Consider the following 16,328-nt stretch of genomic DNA (forward strand, 5'->3'; position numbering starts at 1 on the left):
TCCCGGTAAAAAATGAAACATCTGCGCTTACTCCTGTATTACGCAAAAAAAAGGGCGACTCAGCACCCAATGTTTATTCACAATATGTGTCTGCCAGATGGCGGTGTTGCCTTACCCGGCCTGCTGACTCGCGTCATTTACAGGCCCGATAAGCGTAGCGCCATCAGGCAGTCCAGCATTACGCCAGCTGACGCAGCATACGGCGCAGTGGCTCCGCGGCACCCCAGAGCAGTTGGTCGCCTACGGTAAAGGCTGACAGGAACTCCGGTCCCATATTCAGCTTACGCAGACGGCCGACTGGCGTGGTCAACGTACCGGTAACGGCCGCCGGGGTTAACTCACGCATAGTGATATCCCGATCGTTTGGCACTACTTTTGCCCACGGATTGTGCGCAGCCAGCAGTTCTTCCACGGTCGGAATAGACACATCTTTTTTCAGTTTAATGGTGAACGCCTGGCTATGGCAGCGCAGCGCGCCGACGCGCACGCACAAACCATCAACCGGGATCACCGAAGACGTGTTGAGAATTTTGTTGGTTTCCGCCTGTCCCTTCCACTCTTCACGGCTCTGGCCGTTATCGAGCTGTTTGTCGATCCACGGAATCAGGCTACCGGCCAGCGGTACGCCAAAGTTATCAACCGGCAATTCACCGCTACGGGACAGGGTCGTTACTTTGCGCTCGATATCGAGGATAGCAGAAGAAGGCGTAGCCAGTTCATCGGCCACATGGCTATACAGATGCCCCATCTGCGACAGCAGTTCACGCATATGACGTGCGCCACCGCCGGAGGCCGCCTGGTAAGTAGCCACGGATACCCAGTCAACCAAATCATTGGCAAACAGGCCGCCGAGCGACATCAGCATCAGGCTAACGGTGCAGTTACCGCCGACAAAAGTCTTAATACCTTTGTTCAGACCGTCGGTAATGACATCCTGGTTAACCGGATCGAGAATGATGATGGCATCGTCTTTCATGCGCAATGAAGACGCCGCGTCAATCCAGTAACCCTGCCAACCGCTTTCACGAAGCTTTGGATAGATTTCGTTGGTATAATCGCCGCCCTGACAGGTCACGATAATGTCCAGCGCCTTCAGCGCGTCCAGATCAAAAGCGTCCTGCAGTGTGCCGGAAGTCGAACCACCGAACGTTGGTGCCGCCTGCCCGAGCTGGGAAGTAGAAAAGAAAACAGGGCGAATGGCGTCGAAGTCGCGCTCTTCAACCATGCGTTGCATGAGAACAGAGCCGACCATACCGCGCCAGCCGATAAAACCAACATTTTTCATAGCGTTTTTTTCCTGCAGAGATGTGTGCTGTGTATGCTAACCAGTATCCTACTGGCCTATCCTTCACCATACAAAAAGCAGCCAAAGTCGCAAGTGAAATTAATCAATGATAGCGAAGCCATCAGTAATGCGACTTATCCCGCTGCGCAAGCAAGCAGAAAGTCCGCGGTAATTATCAGGGAATTTGACTTATGAATGAAATCATTTCTGCAGCAGTTTTGTTGATCTTAATTATGGATCCGCTCGGAAATCTGCCTATTTTCATGTCCGTATTGAAACATACCGAACCAAAACGTCGCCGTGCGATTATGATTCGCGAGCTGTTCATTGCTCTGTTGGTGATGTTCATTTTCCTGTTTGCGGGCGAGAAAATTCTGGCATTTCTTAACCTGCGAGCGGAAACCGTCTCCATCTCCGGAGGCATCATTTTGTTCCTGATTGCCATCAAGATGATTTTCCCCAGCGCTACCGGAAATAGCTCCGGGCTTCCGGCAGGCGAAGAACCCTTTATCGTGCCGCTGGCGATTCCACTGGTTGCCGGTCCAACAATCCTGGCATCGTTGATGTTGCTATCGCATCAGTACCCGAATCAGATGGGGCATCTGGTGATTGCGCTGCTGATCGCCTGGGGCGGTACCTTTGTGATTTTGCTGCAGTCGTCGCTGTTTTTACGTCTGCTGGGTGAGAAAGGGGTGAACGCGCTGGAGCGTCTGATGGGATTGATTCTGGTGATGATGGCCACCCAGATGTTCCTGGATGGTGTGCGGATGTGGATGAAGGGGTAACGTACTCGTTTTACGCCGGGTGGCGGCTTCGCCTGACCCGGCGGCCTACGGTATGGATATGTACTTGATGCAGGCCCGGTAAGCGCAATCGCCACCGGGCAATACCATCAGCTCAACAGCTGGAAAGCAATCATCCCGACAATTGCACCGACCGTACCGAGGATGGTTTCCATCATCGTCCAGGTCTTCAGCGTTTGCGCTTCGGTTGCACCGGTAAATTTACCAAACAACCAGAAACCTGCGTCATTCACGTGGCTGACCACGATCGAACCACCCGCGATGCAAATAGACAGTGCCGCCATCTGCGCGCCGGAGAAGTTCAGCTGTTCAATCACTGGCATCACCAGACCCACAGCCGTTAAGCAGGCTACGGTCGCGGAACCCTGAATAATACGTACCGCCGCAGCCAGCACGAAGCAGGTAATGGCAATCGGTAAGCCCATACCGGTTAACGCTTCCCCCAGAGCAGGACCGACACCGGAATCAACCAGCACCTGCTTGAACACGCCACCGGCACCAATCACCAGCAGAATAATCCCCGCGGGCTGCAGCGCGTGGCCGCAGATCTCCATCACCCGGTCTTTCGCCATACCCTGGCGAATTGCCAGACCATAAATAGCGACCAGGCAGGCGACCAGAATCGCAGTGAACGGATGACCGATAAATTCGAACCATTCATACGCAGTAGAACCGACCGGCACAAAACGTGCGGCGATGGTTTTCAGACCAACCAGCACCAGCGGCAGCAGGATCAGCGACAGGCTGAAGCCAAAGGAGGGCATTTTGCCTTCGCCCAGATGCGGCTCGGTAATGTCTTCTGGTACATGCAGCTCAACGTAACGGCTGATAAAGTTGCCCCACAGCGGCCCGGCGATAATCATGCCAGGAATCGCCGCACACAGGCCAATCAGGATCATCCAGCCAAAGTCAGCGTGCATTTGCGAAGCCAGCAGCATTGGCGCCGGCCCTGGCAGCAGGAACGCAGCAGCAGCAGCCACCCCCGCAAACAGTGGAATAACCAGCTTCACCAGGTTAGTTCCCGTATGGCGCGCCATCGAAAATGCGACACTTATCAGCAGCACAATCGCCACTTCAAAGAACAGCGGTAGCGCGCAAATCAGACCGGCCAGACCGATCGCATAATGCGCACGGCTGTGACCGAAGGATTTCAGCATTTTGACGGCGATCTGATCGACTGCGCCGGTTTCATGCAAAATCTTGCCAAACATCGCACCCAGCGCCACCACAATTGCCAGAAAGCCGAGCGTGCCTCCCATCCCTTTTTCCATCGTTGCCGCGATTTTATCGAGCGGCATACCGGAAAAGAGACCTGCACCAATGGATACCACCATCAAAGCAACGAAGGCGTGCATACGCGCCTTCATCACTAAAAACAGCAGTAATAAAACGGACCCTACTGCTGTTAAAACAAGCGTTAATGTAGTCACTACTTACTGCCCTGGTTAATAACCTCAATGGTGCTCGCTACCACACCGTCCAGCGGCTGATCGATATCCACCACCAGAACATCGTTTTCATTCGCCCCCGGTTCTTCCAGCGCTTCAAACTGAGTTACCAGCATCTGCGTTTTGAAGAAGTGGCCTTTACGCGCCTTCAGACGACTTTCGATAACGTCAAAATCCCCTTTCAGGTAGATGAAAGAGAGATTCGGGTTACCGTCACGCAGCTGGTCACGATAGTCTTTTTTCAAGGCAGAGCAGACGATCAGCGAAACCTTGTTGGTGCGCTGCATCGCGAAGGCGGCGTCATTCAGCGCCTGTAACCACGGTTTACGGTCGTCATCATTTAACGGCTCACCGGAAGCCATTTTCATGATGTTGCTGCGCGGATGGAGAAAATCGCCATCAAGAAACGCGGCCTGCAGTTGATGCGCCACTTCGCTGGCGACAGCAGATTTACCGCTGCCCGATACGCCCATCAGAACGTAAACGTGGTGATCATGATTAGTCGTGCTCAAAGCGTTGCCCCCACTGGTACAAGAATCAGGAAATTGTTACGGGTAACTGTTATCGGTAACATTGTCCAGCCGGATAAATAGAGAAGCAATATCCATTCGTGCCAGAAGTGTATAAGTGTGAGCTACTTCAAACTTGTTGGGCTAAATAGATCCGCCCGGTGACAAGGTGAAACCTAAATCTAACATTTTAGGCGTGACGGCCTCACCACGGATGCGCGCCAGCAGACGCTCAGCGCCAATACTGCCCATTCTTTCACGCGGCGTCAGTACGCTCGCCAGGCGCGGTTCCATCACCTGGCCGATATCGTGACCGTGAAAACCGGCAATCGCCATATCATCGGGTATTCTTAATCCCAAACGCTGACATTCAAATGCTGCGCCTACCGCTAAGTCATCGTTGGTACAAAAAACACCGTCCAGCTGCGGGTATTCACGCCGTGCCTGACGGATAAGCTCGATACCGGAGGAGTAGGAAGAAGACTGTTCAACCATCACGCTGTACGGCACCAGGTTGGCGTCGCGCATAGCCTGTTCGTAACCCCGCTGTTTGATGATAGTACGTTCATCAAGACGCGCACCAAGATAGGCAACATGACGGTGCCCGCGTGCGATGATCGCCGCGGTCATTTGCCGGGCCGCTTCGAAGTTGTCGAAACCGACAGCGATATCCAGACACGGAGACTGGCTGTCCATCAATTCAACGACCGGGATCCCCGCCACTTCGATCATTTTCAACGTCCGGGGTGTATGGCTGCGTTCAGTGAGGATCAGACCATCGATATTCCACGACAGCATTGATTCCAGCCGCTCTTGTTCCATCTCAGGTTTATAGCCGTAGTGCGCCAACATGGTTTGATAGCCATGGGCGTCGGTGACGGCTTCAATGCCGCGCAGGACTTCAGCAAAAACCTGGTTGGTGAGAGACGGTAACAGCACGCCAATTGCACGGCTGGTGGCATTAGAAAGGATATCAGGAGCACGATTGGGAATATAACCCAGCTCATCAAGTGCAGCGGCAATTTTGCCCCGCAGCGCCACGGAGACCTGCTCCGGGTTACGCAAAAAACGGCTGACCGTCATTTTGGTCACGCCCACGCGGTCGGCTACATCCTGAAGTACGGGTCTTTTCTTTTTCATCGTCCTGAAAGATATAAAAGGGATAGATTCCCTCAGTTTACCACGGACGTACGTGAACCTTCCCGATTACTCGGGAAGGTTGTGACATTTATTTATACCGGTGGCAAATCAAACAACAACACTTCGCTGTCGCTATCGGCATGGATTGAAATTGCCTGCTCATCCCAGATAGCCAGGCCATCACTGGTAGACGCTTTCGTCCCATTGATGGTGACGTTGCCTTTCACGACCTGGATCCAGACGCGACGTTCAGCGGCGATTTGATGCACCGACTGTTCATCTTTAAGCAGCGCCCAGCGGTACAGCTCCATATCCTGGTATACTTTCAATGAACCATCACGCGCATCCGGCGACAGCACCAGCTGTTTGCCCTGAACAGCATCGAAACGACGTTGCTCGTAACGGGGTGTAATCCCGTTTTCCTGCGGGATGATCCAAATCTGATACAGATGCAGCTTCTCAGTGTCGCTCGGGTTGTACTCCGAGTGACGGATCCCCGTCCCGGCGCTCATAATCTGGAATTCACCGGCTGGAACCTGCTCTTTGTTGCCCATGCTGTCCTGATGTTCCACCGCGCCTTCCAGCACGTAGGTCAGAATTTCCATGTCTTTATGGGGATGAGTACCAAAGCCCTGACCTGCGTCGATCACGTCATCGTTGATCACGCGCAGTGCCGAGAACCCCATAAAATTCGGGTCATAGTAGTTGGCAAACGAGAAGGTATGCCAGGAATCAAGCCAGCCATGATTAGCATGACCACGGTCGTTTGCTTTACGTAAATAGATCATTGTGTTCACCCCCAGATGTTTTCGATGGGATAAGTGTGGACTCAATCGCCCAGGGATCATAGAGGGTGAAAATTGACTCCTCTGTTCAAAAAATATGAATAAACCCAGAGGAGTCGACTCATGCTATTTCGCGAGGGTTATCGTCGCCGGAGAGGCCTGTTCGAAGGCGCGTTCGAGCAGTTCCAGATTGGTGAGAACGTCAGATTCTTTGACGTAATTAGGCGTACCCACTGTCAGCGTCTGATACAGCGCGTCATAGACGCGGCCATAGTCGCCCACTTCTGGTGCCACCTGTTCTTGCACCGTGATACCGTCGTCGTTGACATACTCCAGCAGCCCAATGGAATCGTCAGCGGCAAAACCGGGTTCTCCCGGCATAATATTGGCCTTCAGGCTGGTTTCCTGCTGATCGATGCCGTACTTCACAAACGAGCCTTTGGTGCCATGAACGATAAACTTCGGATAGTCGATTTTCACCAGATGACTGGTTTTGACGATAGCCTTCAGGTCGCCGTAGAACAGTTGCGCTTCAAAAGTATCATCGGGATTCGCTTTATTGCGCAGGCTACGGATGTCATAGGCCACATGATCCGGGCGGCCGAACAGGGAGATAATTTGATCCATGGTGTGTACGCCCAAACCATAAAATGCGCCGTCCTGAGGCAGACCTGGTTTAGTTTCAGCGACTGGGCGGTAATAGTCAAAATGGCTTTCAACTTCAACAATCTCGCCCAACTTACCGCTTTCAATGACTTTTTTCGCGGTGAGGAAACAGGAGTCAAAACGACGATTCTGATATGGCGTAACGGTCAATCCCTTGCTTTGCGCCAGGTCGAACAGCACTTTTGCCTCGGTCAGCGTCGGCGTGAACGGTTTCTCCACCAGCACGCTTTTACCTGCTTCCAGCGCGCGCTTCGCGTATTCAAAGTGGCTGTCAGCGTGGGTGCAAACAATCACCAGTTTCACCAGCGGATCATTTAAGATCTCGTCGAGGTCGCTGGTGAAATGGATATGTGAATACTGCGGCGCCTGCTCTTCCGGTTTCGCGTTGCGGCGAAAAATATGTGCCACATGCCAGCTGTCTTTGCGGTTCAGGACATAAGGTAAATGGTAGCGAGTGGTACTTTTGCCAAAACCAATAAATGCGCAATGTAAGGCCATGAGACAATCCTTCTGAAGGTGAATGTCTACACCATAGCGCAAAGCGGCTGGAGACTGAATGTTGGATTCTTTGCCGGAGGGCGGCGAAGCCTCATCCGGCCTACAAAACGAAAAGATCGGCCGTCGGCGTCGCCGTCAGTTTGTTCACGGCAAGCGCGCAGGGCCCGGAGCGTACTCAATGTACGTGAGGAGCACGAGCACTTCCCGGGGACAAAGTGACAAGTAAGCCAGGCTGAAACAAAACAAAAAAAAAGCCAGCGCAAGGCTGGCTAAAGTAATACTGGAAGCAATGTGAGCAATGTCGTGCTTTCAGGTTCTCCGTAGGGGTTCCCCTGAACGCAGAGCAATAATAATCATTCTCATTCGCACTTGTCTACTTATTTTTGCAAAAAAATGCAGTTGACGGATTTTTTAATCTCAGCGAGTGTAAATGCACAATTACCCCTGAAGGAGATAAGGAATGACTGAGATAGTGATACGCCACGCTGAACCAAAAGATTACGACGCCATTCGTCAAATCCATGCGCAGCCGGAGGTGTACCACAACACGCTACAGGTTCCTCATCCTTCCATGGAGATGTGGCAAGTGCGACTCGCCGAGCAGCCCGGCGTCAAGCAGCTGGTTGCCTGCATTGATGATATCGTCGTGGGACATCTTTCCATTGCAGTCGCCCAACGCCCGCGCCGCAGCCACGTCGCTGATTTTGGTATTTGTGTTGACGCTCGTTGGCAAAACCGCGGCGTTGCCAGCGCCCTGATTCGCACAATGATCGACATGTGCGACAACTGGCTGCGCGTCGATCGCATTGAGTTAACCGTGTTTGTCGATAATGAGCCTGCGGTCGCAGTCTATAAGAAGTACGGCTTTGAAATCGAAGGCACCGGCAAGAAATATGGCCTGCGCAACGGTGAGTACGTTGATGCTTACTTTATGGCGCGCGTGAAATAACGGGGAAGAAACCGCCAGGAAGCACTCGCCGGGCCTGTCTCAACGGCAGACCCGGCAATACCATCAATATCCTGCGGTTAAATCATCCACAGAACGCGGGTCGGACGCACCGTACAGTGCGCCATCCGGTCCAACCATAATGCTCTGCGTGCTGCCCATTGCTTCTTTCAGCACCACTTTCTGTCCTTTCTGCTCCAGCAGCTTGACGGTGTCCGGGCTAAAACCTTTTTCAACGCGCAGTTCATCCGGCAACCACTGATGGTGGAAGCGCGGAGCGTTGGTGGCTTCAGCGACGTTCATCCCAAAATCAATGCTGTTGACCACCATTTGCAGTACGGTAGTGATAATTCGACTCCCGCCAGGGCTGCCGGTAACCAACCAGGTTTTCCCGTCTTTAACCACAATAGTCGGCGACATCGACGACAACGGACGTTTCTTCGGTCCGACGGCGTTGGCATCGCCTCCCACCAGTCCGTAAACGTTCGGCACACCCGGTTTAGCAGAGAAATCATCCATCTCATTATTGAGCAGAATGCCGGTGTTACCCGCCACAATGCCGGTTCCGAAGGTGGTATTCAGGGTGTAAGTCACCGCCACGGCGTTACCGTCTTTATCCACCACTGAGAAATGGGTGGTCTGGTTACTTTCATAGGGAGCAAGTTTGCCAGGCTTGATTTGGCTGGAAGGCTTCGCTTTGTTGATATCAATCTGATCGGCAAGCGATTTAGCATAAGCTTTGTTGGTCAGCGCCTGCCACGGCACTTTCACAAAATCCGGATCGCCAAGATACTCGGAACGGTCAGCATAGGCATATTTTTCTGCTTCAGCCATTACCTGCATGGCATCGGCGCTGCCAAACCCGTACTTTTTCATATCGAAGTTTTCGAGAATGTTGAGGATCTGAACAATATGAATCCCCCCGGAAGATGGAGGCGGCATCGAGAAGACCTGATAACCACGGTAGTCACCGCTGATTGGCGCACGCTCTACGGCTTTGTAGTCAGCTAAGTCCGCTTTGGTGATCAGCCCGCCATTCTTCTTCATCTCCTCGGCTATCTGATCGGCAATAGCCCCTTTATAAAACGCATCAGGGCCATTCTCAGCAATCATCTCCAGGCTTTTTGCCAGGTTCTTCTGTACCAGCTTATCGCCCTTTTTCAGCGGCTCGCCATCTTTCCAGAAAATGGCTTTGCTATTTTCGTGGTTGGGGATGACTTCGCTGCCGTAGGTTTTCAAATCGTCGGCCAGTGCGTCGTTAACCACAAATCCCTCTTCCGCCAGCTTCATTGCCGGACGTACCACTTTATTCAACGGCAGCGTACCGTACTTATCCAGGGCCAGCGAAAACCCCGCCACGGTGCCGGGCGTACCGGAAGCCAGATGCGAAGTTAGTGACTTTTTAGCATCGGCGTTACCCTGTTCATCAAGGAACATATCGCGAGTCGCACCAGCTGGCGCCATTTCACGGAAATCAATTGCTGTCGTCTTCCCGTCTTTGGTGCGCAGCATCATAAAGCCACCACCGCCCAGGTTACCCGCCTGCGGATGCGTCACCGCCAGCGCATAACCCACGGCGACGGCAGCATCGACGGCATTACCGCCCTGTCTGAGAATATCAACCCCAACCTGCGTGGCCAGCGCATCCACGGAAGCCACCATCCCCTGCTGCGCACGCACAGGATGGAACACATCTTCTTCAACACCGTAGGATACCGGTGGCGGCGCAGCCGGTGCAGCCGGTGCAGCAGCAACGCTAAAACAACTTCCTGAGAGCAGAGCAGCAATGGCTACCCGGCGTAAAAACGTCGGTTTTATCATCGTTATTCTCCAGATGTACGGGGTCGGCCCCCATTAAGCCTGGTGCATAACTCTGAAATAATCATCGTAACGGTGAGAAAGGAGTAAACTTAAGAGATCCCCGAGAGGAGAAAAGCGATGAAACGACTCTTACTTTTAGCCATGCTATTGCCGTTTGCAGGCTTTGCACAGCCAATCAACACCATGAATAACCCGAATCAACCCGGTTATCAGATCCCGAGTCAACAGCGTATGCAAACACAAATGCAAACGCAGCAAATTCAGCAGAAAGGGATGCTCAACCAGCAGTTGCAAACGCAGACACGCATGCAGCAACAGCATATGGAAAACCAAATCAACACCAACTCCCAGCGAGTACGTCAGTCTCAGCCAGGTGAGTTGAATTCCGGTCAGCAGCAAATGCTGCCCAACAGCAATGGCGGGATGTTAAGCGGAACGCATAACCCGGACAACTCGCTGAATAAACAGCAACAGATGCTGCCGGAAAAAAAGAATGGCGACATGCTAAAACCGTCCAGCACGCCGCAACCTAATGTCCCGTTAAAAACGCTTGGACCTTAACTGGGCTGGAAATCCGGTCCGATGACATCAATCGCATCGGTACAGATGCAGTCTACTCCCCAGCGTAGCAGTTCTGCCGCGCGCTGGGGTCGGTTGACGGTATACACCAGAATCCGCAGCCCCGCATCGCGCAACGCATCCACACGCGCCTCATCCAGCAGCTTATGATTAAGATGAATAGAGACACAGCCCAACCGGGTGGTGAGCTCTCGCCAGTCATCACGCCACTCATCTAGCAGCAAACCACGCGGCAGCTCAGGCACCGCCTGCTGCGCCGCTTCAAGCGCATCAATTTCAAAAGATGACAGCAGCGGTGGCGTCATTCCCGACCACAGTTCACGCGCGGCCAGTGCCACGACTTTCCCGGTGAGCGTTCCGGTTCCCGTGGTCGGTTTGATCTCAATATTCGCCATCATGCCATGCTGGCGGCAGCGCTCTGCCACCTGGGAGAGCAGCGGCAATGGCTCGCCTTTAAACTCACCGCTAAACCAGCCGCCGGCATCAACACGCAGAAGATCCTGCCAGTTCAGTTCGCCCGCAACGCCCCAGCCGTTGCTGGTACGTTCCAGATTGTCGTCATGCAGCAGAAAGATCTCACCGTCTTTCGACAATTTGGCATCGAATTCAATCATGGTGTGCCCGTATCGCGCCCCCATGTCAATCGCCGCCAGGGTATTTTCCGGAGCCAACTTACCGCCACCACGATGGGCGACAATATGGGGATAAGGCCAGTTACTCATACGCGTTGTCCTGTTTCGCCATCAAAGAGATGCAAATGATTGTCTGGCAGATGCAACCATAGCGTGCTGCCTGCCGTCGGGCGATGCTGATGCGCCAGTCGCACCACCAGCTTTTGCTCACCCCAACGTCCGTGTGCCAGGTTATCTGCGCCCAGCATTTCCAGCGTATCTAACACCAGCGGCACACCGCCTTCGGCCTGCGAGCTTAGCGCAATATGCTCCGGGCGGATACCCAGCGTCATGTTACGCCCAATGAAGCGAGAATAATCCTTACCGAGGGGCAATGACATGCCGCTCTCCAGCTCAAAATGGCTGCCTGTGGCGCTGATGTGCCCATCAAGTAAGTTCATGGCCGGACTGCCGATAAAGCTCGCCACAAAGCGACTGGCGGGTTTTTCGTAGACTTCCACTGGCGTGCCAATCTGTTCAGCAATGCCCTTGTTCATCACCAGCACACGCTGGGCCAGCGTCATCGCCTCAACCTGATCGTGGGTGACGTACAACGAGGTGGTTTTCAGTCGGCGATGCAGATGTTGTAACTCAAGACGCATCTGCACACGCAGCTTTGCATCAAGGTTTGAAAGCGGTTCATCGAACAGGAAAACCGCCGGATCACGGACAATCGCCCGCCCCATCGCCACACGCTGACGTTGGCCGCCAGAAAGTTCACGCGGACGGCGTTTGAGCAGTTCGCCCAGTTCAAGAATACGCGCCGCCTCTTTCACCCGCTCGGCAATATGCTCCTTGCCCATTCCCCGAATCTTCAGTCCCCAGGCCATGTTTTCTTCCACGCTCATATGCGGGTAGAGTGCATAGTTCTGGAACACCATCGCAATACCACGATCTTTCGGTTCCATTTCGGTGACACGCTTATTATCAATCCAGATATCGCCGCCGCTCACCCGCTCCAGACCGGCGACCATTCGCAGCAGTGTAGACTTACCGCAACCGGATGGGCCTACCATCACAATGAATTCCCCGTCCGCGACGTCCAGCGTCAGTGGTTTAATCACCTGGGTTTTGCCGTCCCAGCTTTTGGTTACTGCCTGTAGTTTTAAACCAGCCATTTTTATTTCTCACTATCGACCAGGCCGCGTACGAAGGCACGCTGCATGGCTAACACGATGATTACCGGAGGGATGAGCGTCAGCAGCATGGCTGCCATCACCTGGTTCCATTGGGTAGTGCCTTCGCCGGTAGCAATCATGCCTTTGATGCCTGCTACGGCGGTGCCCAGGTTAACGTCGGTAATAATTAACAACGGCCACAGATATTGGTTCCAGCCGTAGATGAAAGTGATCACGAACAGTGCCGCCAGATTGGTTTTCGACAGCGGCAGCACGATATCGCGGAAAAAACGCATCGGCGACGCACCGTCAATACGCGCCGCTTCAACCAGTTCATCTGGTAGCGTCATAAAGAACTGACGGAACAGGAATGTCGCGGTAGCCGATGCCATGAGCGGCAACGTCAGACCCGCATAACTGTCGAGCATCTTCAGGTTGGCGATAACCTCCACCGTCGGGAAGATACGCACCTCCACCGGCAGCATCAGGGTGATAAAAATCATCCAGAAGAACAGGTTACGCAGAGGAAAGCGAAACCAGACAATGGCAAACGCGGACAGCATAGAGACGGTGATTTTTCCCACCGTAATACTGAATGCCATGATGAAACTGTTGAGCATCATCAGCCAGAACGGTGCGCTATTCACCCCCACACCATTGACCCAGATGTATTTCATGTTTTCCAGCAGTTGTGTGCCGGGTACCAGCGTCATCGGCGTTTCAAACACCGCTTTGTTATCCAGCGTCGCCGCAACAAACGCGACGTACAGCGGAAACAAGATCACCATGATCCCCAGAATCAACATGGTATGGCTGAATATTGTCAGCCCGCGACGATTCTCAATCATTGGTAACGCACCTTACTTTCCACATAGCGGAACTGCACCACCGTCAAAATAATGACGAGGAACATCAGCACTACCGACTGCGCGGCTGATGCGGAGAGATCCAGTCCGACAAAACCTTCACGATAGATTTTATAAATTAGCGTGGTGGTAGCCTGCACCGGCCCGCCCGCTGTCGCAGCATCGATCACCGGGAAGGTGTCAAAGAAGGCGTAAACCAGGTTCACCACCAGCAGAAAAAAGCTCACCGGTGCAATTAGCGGTAGCGCCAGCTTAAAGAAGCGGCGAATCGGCCCTGCGCCATCAATTGCAGCCGCTTCGATCAGTGAACGCGGGATCGACTGCAGTGCGGCAAAGAAAAACAGGAAGTTGTAACTAATCTGCTTCCAGACCGATGCAAACACCACCAGAAACATCGCCTGACCGCTGTTTTGCGCATGGTTCCAGTCATAGCCAAATTCAGCGAGAAAATGGGTAATCAGCCCACGTCCTGGGTTGAACAGAAAGATCCACAGCACGGCAGCAACCGCGGGCGCAACGGCGTAGGGCAACAGCATCAGCGTTTGATAAAAACGGCTTCCGCGTACCACGTAATTCACCAACGCGGCAAAAAATAACGACACCAACAGGCCGCTTACCGTAACCAACGCGCTGAACTTGATAGTGGTCCAGAACGAATCAAGGTAGTACGGATCATGGAACAGCGCGACGAAGTTATCCAGCCCGACAAACTGGCTGGAAAGACCAAAGGGATCAACGCTTTGCAGTGAGTACCACAGCGCTTCACCGGCAGGCCAGATAAAGAAAATAACGGTGATGACCAACTGCGGGGCAACCAGTAGATAGGGAAGCCAACGCGAGCGGAACACCGGACGGGATGAGGACATGTCGTTTTTTTTCCTGGAAGGTGCCGGATGGCGGTGCAAGCACCTTATCCGGCCTACAAACTACGCATAGTTGTAGGCCGGGTAAGGCAAAGCCGCCACCCGGCATTTCACATTACGATTTCGTCGATTGCTCAAAGCGGCGCAGTAACTGGTTGCCACGTTCAACGGCAGCATCCAGCGCCTGTTGCGGGGTTTTCTTCCCGGTCCATACACTTTCCAGCTCTTCATCCACGATGGTACGGATCTGCGGCATATTGCCCAGGCGCAGCCCTTTAGTGAACGGCAACGGCGGCTTGTTCAGCATCTGACGGGTGGCGATATCCGCGCCTGGGTTCTTATCATAGAAACCCTGCTCACGGGTCAGATCGTAGGCGGCGGTAGTGATGGGCAAATAACCTGTTTTCTGATGCCATTCAGCAGCAATTTCAGGTTTCGCCAGGAAGTTGAGGAACTCCGCGACGCCCTGGTAGGTTGCTTTGTCTTTACCCTGCATCACCCACAGACTGGCCCCACCGATAATCGCGTTCTGCGGCGCGCCCTTCACATCGGCATCGTACGGCATCATGCCGACGCCATAGTTGAATTTCGCGTAGTGGCGGATGTCAGCCAGGGAGCCAGAAGACGCGGTGGTAATCGCACAATCACCGTTATAGAACTTCTCGGTGGATTCATCTTTACGCCCGAAGTAGCTGAAATCGCCCTTTTTATTCAGCGCTTCCAGCAGGGCGATATGTTTCACCTGCTCCGGCTTGTTGAACTCCAGTACTGCATCAGTACCGTCAAAACCGTTATTTTTAGTCGCGACCGGTAATCCGTTCCAGGCGCTGAAGTTTTCAATCTGGATCCAGCCCTGCCAGCCGCTGGCATACCCGCACTTCATACCTGCGGCTTTCAGCTTCGCGGTGTATTCCGCCAGATCCTGCCAGGTTTTCGGCGGTTGCTCAGGATCTAAACCGGCTTTTTTGAAAGCGTCTTTGTTGTAGTACAGCACCGGGGTGGAACTGTTAAACGGCTGAGAGAGCAAGTGTCCGGTTTTAGAGTCGGTGTAATAACCTGAAACCGTCGGCACGAACTGAGATTCATCGAAGTTAATCCCGGCCTCTTTAAACACTTCGTAGACCGGTTTAATGGCTTTGGAGGCCATCATCGTTGCGGTACCGACTTCATAGACCTGCAGCAGCGCAGGTGCGTTGCCAGTACGGAAGGCGGCAATACCTGCGCTCAGACTCTGCTCATAGTTGCCTTTGTACTGCGGAACAATTTTGTAGTCAGGATGAGCCTCATTAAAACGTTGCGCCAGTGAATCAACTTCTTTACCCAGTTCACCTTCCATTGAATGCCAGAACGGAATGGAGGTAACTGCCAGTGCCGGACCTGCAAATGCCAGGCTAAGTGCCAGTCCTAAAGCTGTATGTCGTAACGATATCATCGGTTATCTCTCTTGTTGTGCCGGATGCGCGATATCACGCGTTTTATGCTCGCGGGGGTAACATGACATGCTCGAATGACAGAAAAATAACTTTTTTATTACAAAAAAAAGATAGTAAGGCGACAAACAGATGGCAAGGCGGTGAAGGTTACGAGAAAGGAAAGTGGGCGTTGGTGCACAACAAAGTCAGGTAACGCCAACAGAAGCAGTTTTACCGCACACGGTAGATATTGTGTCTACAGGCAACTGGCAGAGGCCGATTTCATCCACGCAGACGACGCGCAATCTGCTCTAACATAAGTTGCCCCGCAGCCGCATCAACAGTCATGGCGACAAAATCAGGATTTGCAGATAATGCGATCCCATTACGTTTTAAAAACAGCAACGTAATAAATAACGCAGTACGTTTGTTACCATCATTAAAGATATGTCCCCGGGAAATAGCCAGCAAATGCATTGCTGCCAGCAGCCACACGTCAGTCACACCTTCATATTCAATTTGATTTAATACCCGATACATCAGTGCTTCTGCACGCCCAGGATCTGGCATTCCCGCAACACCAGGCGTGACACTTAACAACTTCTCATGAAAACGGATTATCTCTTCCGCTGAGATAAACTGAAGCGTCATTTATCCGCCAGCTCCCTGATTTCATTACCATGTACCCTCATGATGTCGGCAAATTCATCATCGAGTCTGGCAGACTGATAACGTTCAAACTCTTCCGCACTGATGATGACCGCAGACTTATGACCACGGCGTGTAATGGTGACTGGAACCCCGCTAACAGCAGTTTCCAGGACTTCGGCCAGATTCTGTCGAGCTTCGCTATAGTTAACCGTACGCATAGAACGTCCCTTATGTTGTACAACTTAATTGTACAATCAATATGTACAA

17 protein-coding genes are annotated in these 16,328 nt (G+C 52.8%); 3 read left to right on the plus strand and 14 right to left on the minus strand.

Going from position 1 to position 16,328, the window contains the following annotated elements:
• Positions 1 to 178 precede the first annotated feature (178 nt).
• A complete protein-coding gene (gene asd, locus OGX95_RS13955; RefSeq protein ID WP_286629853.1) occupies positions 179 to 1,285 on the minus strand; it encodes an aspartate-semialdehyde dehydrogenase in 1,107 nt (368 codons plus the stop codon).
• Between the two features lie 191 nt (positions 1,286 to 1,476).
• Between asd and yhgN the strand changes: the two genes are divergently transcribed.
• On the plus strand, positions 1,477 to 2,070 hold the full coding sequence (gene yhgN, locus OGX95_RS13960) for an NAAT family transporter YhgN (protein WP_286629854.1): 594 nt from the start codon (positions 1,477 to 1,479) through the stop codon (positions 2,068 to 2,070).
• 107 nt (positions 2,071 to 2,177) lie between these two features.
• Here yhgN and gntU read toward each other — a convergent pair whose 3' ends face one another.
• The 5 genes from gntU to OGX95_RS13985 all read right to left on the minus strand — a co-directional run bounded on the left by gntU (position 2,178) and on the right by OGX95_RS13985 (position 7,134).
• Positions 2,178 to 3,518, minus strand: a complete 1,341-nt coding sequence (gntU, locus tag OGX95_RS13965) for a gluconate transporter (protein ID WP_137381956.1) — start codon at positions 3,516 to 3,518, stop codon at positions 2,178 to 2,180.
• Positions 3,518 to 4,048 carry a gluconokinase gene (gene gntK / locus OGX95_RS13970; protein ID WP_032940611.1) on the minus strand — a complete coding sequence of 177 codons (531 nt, stop codon included), beginning with the start codon at positions 4,046 to 4,048 and terminating at the stop codon, positions 3,518 to 3,520. Before gntK ends, gntU begins: the two co-directional genes overlap by 1 nt.
• Before the next feature lie 141 nt (positions 4,049 to 4,189).
• Positions 4,190 to 5,185 (minus strand): gluconate operon transcriptional repressor GntR, encoded by a 996-nt coding sequence (gntR, locus tag OGX95_RS13975; RefSeq protein ID WP_038634949.1) that lies wholly within the window; start codon positions 5,183 to 5,185, stop codon positions 4,190 to 4,192.
• 92 nt (positions 5,186 to 5,277) lie between these two features.
• Positions 5,278 to 5,973: a quercetin 2,3-dioxygenase gene (gene yhhW / locus OGX95_RS13980; protein ID WP_286629855.1), complete on the minus strand. Its 696-nt coding sequence runs from the start codon at positions 5,971 to 5,973 to the stop codon at positions 5,278 to 5,280.
• A 123-nt stretch (positions 5,974 to 6,096) separates the two neighbouring features.
• Positions 6,097 to 7,134 carry an oxidoreductase gene (locus OGX95_RS13985; RefSeq protein ID WP_286629856.1) on the minus strand — a complete coding sequence of 346 codons (1,038 nt, stop codon included), beginning with the start codon at positions 7,132 to 7,134 and terminating at the stop codon, positions 6,097 to 6,099.
• 460 nt (positions 7,135 to 7,594) lie between these two features.
• Between OGX95_RS13985 and yhhY the strand changes: the two genes are divergently transcribed.
• Positions 7,595 to 8,083, plus strand: coding sequence for an N-acetyltransferase (gene yhhY, locus OGX95_RS13990; RefSeq protein WP_286629857.1), 489 nt, complete (start codon positions 7,595 to 7,597; stop codon positions 8,081 to 8,083).
• Between the two features lie 63 nt (positions 8,084 to 8,146).
• On the opposite strand, the gene ggt is transcribed toward yhhY, so the two are convergent.
• Positions 8,147 to 9,901, minus strand: a complete 1,755-nt coding sequence (gene ggt, locus OGX95_RS13995) for a gamma-glutamyltransferase (RefSeq protein WP_286629858.1) — start codon at positions 9,899 to 9,901, stop codon at positions 8,147 to 8,149.
• 117 nt (positions 9,902 to 10,018) lie between these two features.
• Between ggt and OGX95_RS14000 the strand changes: the two genes are divergently transcribed.
• Entirely contained in the window at positions 10,019 to 10,462 is a 444-nt protein-coding gene (locus OGX95_RS14000; RefSeq protein ID WP_202037535.1) for a DUF2756 family protein, read from the plus strand.
• Here the strand turns inward: OGX95_RS14000 and ugpQ are convergent.
• From ugpQ to OGX95_RS14035, 7 genes are all read right to left on the minus strand, one after another.
• Positions 10,459 to 11,202 (minus strand): glycerophosphodiester phosphodiesterase, encoded by a 744-nt coding sequence (gene ugpQ, locus OGX95_RS14005; protein WP_286629860.1) that lies wholly within the window; start codon positions 11,200 to 11,202, stop codon positions 10,459 to 10,461. The two genes, OGX95_RS14000 and ugpQ, sit on opposite strands and share 4 nt — an antisense overlap.
• Positions 11,199 to 12,269, minus strand: a complete 1,071-nt coding sequence (locus OGX95_RS14010) for a sn-glycerol-3-phosphate import ATP-binding protein UgpC (RefSeq protein WP_286629861.1) — start codon at positions 12,267 to 12,269, stop codon at positions 11,199 to 11,201. Before OGX95_RS14010 ends, ugpQ begins: the two co-directional genes overlap by 4 nt.
• A gap of 2 nt (positions 12,270 to 12,271) precedes the next feature.
• A complete protein-coding gene (ugpE, locus tag OGX95_RS14015) occupies positions 12,272 to 13,117 on the minus strand; it encodes a sn-glycerol-3-phosphate ABC transporter permease UgpE (RefSeq protein WP_137381964.1) in 846 nt (281 codons plus the stop codon).
• On the minus strand, positions 13,114 to 14,001 hold the full coding sequence (gene ugpA / locus OGX95_RS14020; RefSeq protein ID WP_286629862.1) for a sn-glycerol-3-phosphate ABC transporter permease UgpA: 888 nt from the start codon (positions 13,999 to 14,001) through the stop codon (positions 13,114 to 13,116). Before ugpA ends, ugpE begins: the two co-directional genes overlap by 4 nt.
• 112 nt (positions 14,002 to 14,113) lie before the next feature.
• A complete protein-coding gene (ugpB, locus tag OGX95_RS14025; protein WP_286629863.1) occupies positions 14,114 to 15,430 on the minus strand; it encodes a sn-glycerol-3-phosphate ABC transporter substrate-binding protein UgpB in 1,317 nt (438 codons plus the stop codon).
• 262 nt (positions 15,431 to 15,692) lie between these two features.
• Entirely contained in the window at positions 15,693 to 16,061 is a 369-nt protein-coding gene (locus OGX95_RS14030; protein WP_286629864.1) for a type II toxin-antitoxin system death-on-curing family toxin, read from the minus strand.
• Positions 16,058 to 16,279, minus strand: coding sequence for a type II toxin-antitoxin system Phd/YefM family antitoxin (locus OGX95_RS14035; RefSeq protein WP_286629865.1), 222 nt, complete (start codon positions 16,277 to 16,279; stop codon positions 16,058 to 16,060). Before OGX95_RS14035 ends, OGX95_RS14030 begins: the two co-directional genes overlap by 4 nt.
• Positions 16,280 to 16,328 lie beyond the last annotated feature (49 nt).

This window comes from Citrobacter sp. Cu233, from assembly GCF_030332225.1.
GTDB lineage: Bacteria > Pseudomonadota > Gammaproteobacteria > Enterobacterales > Enterobacteriaceae > Citrobacter.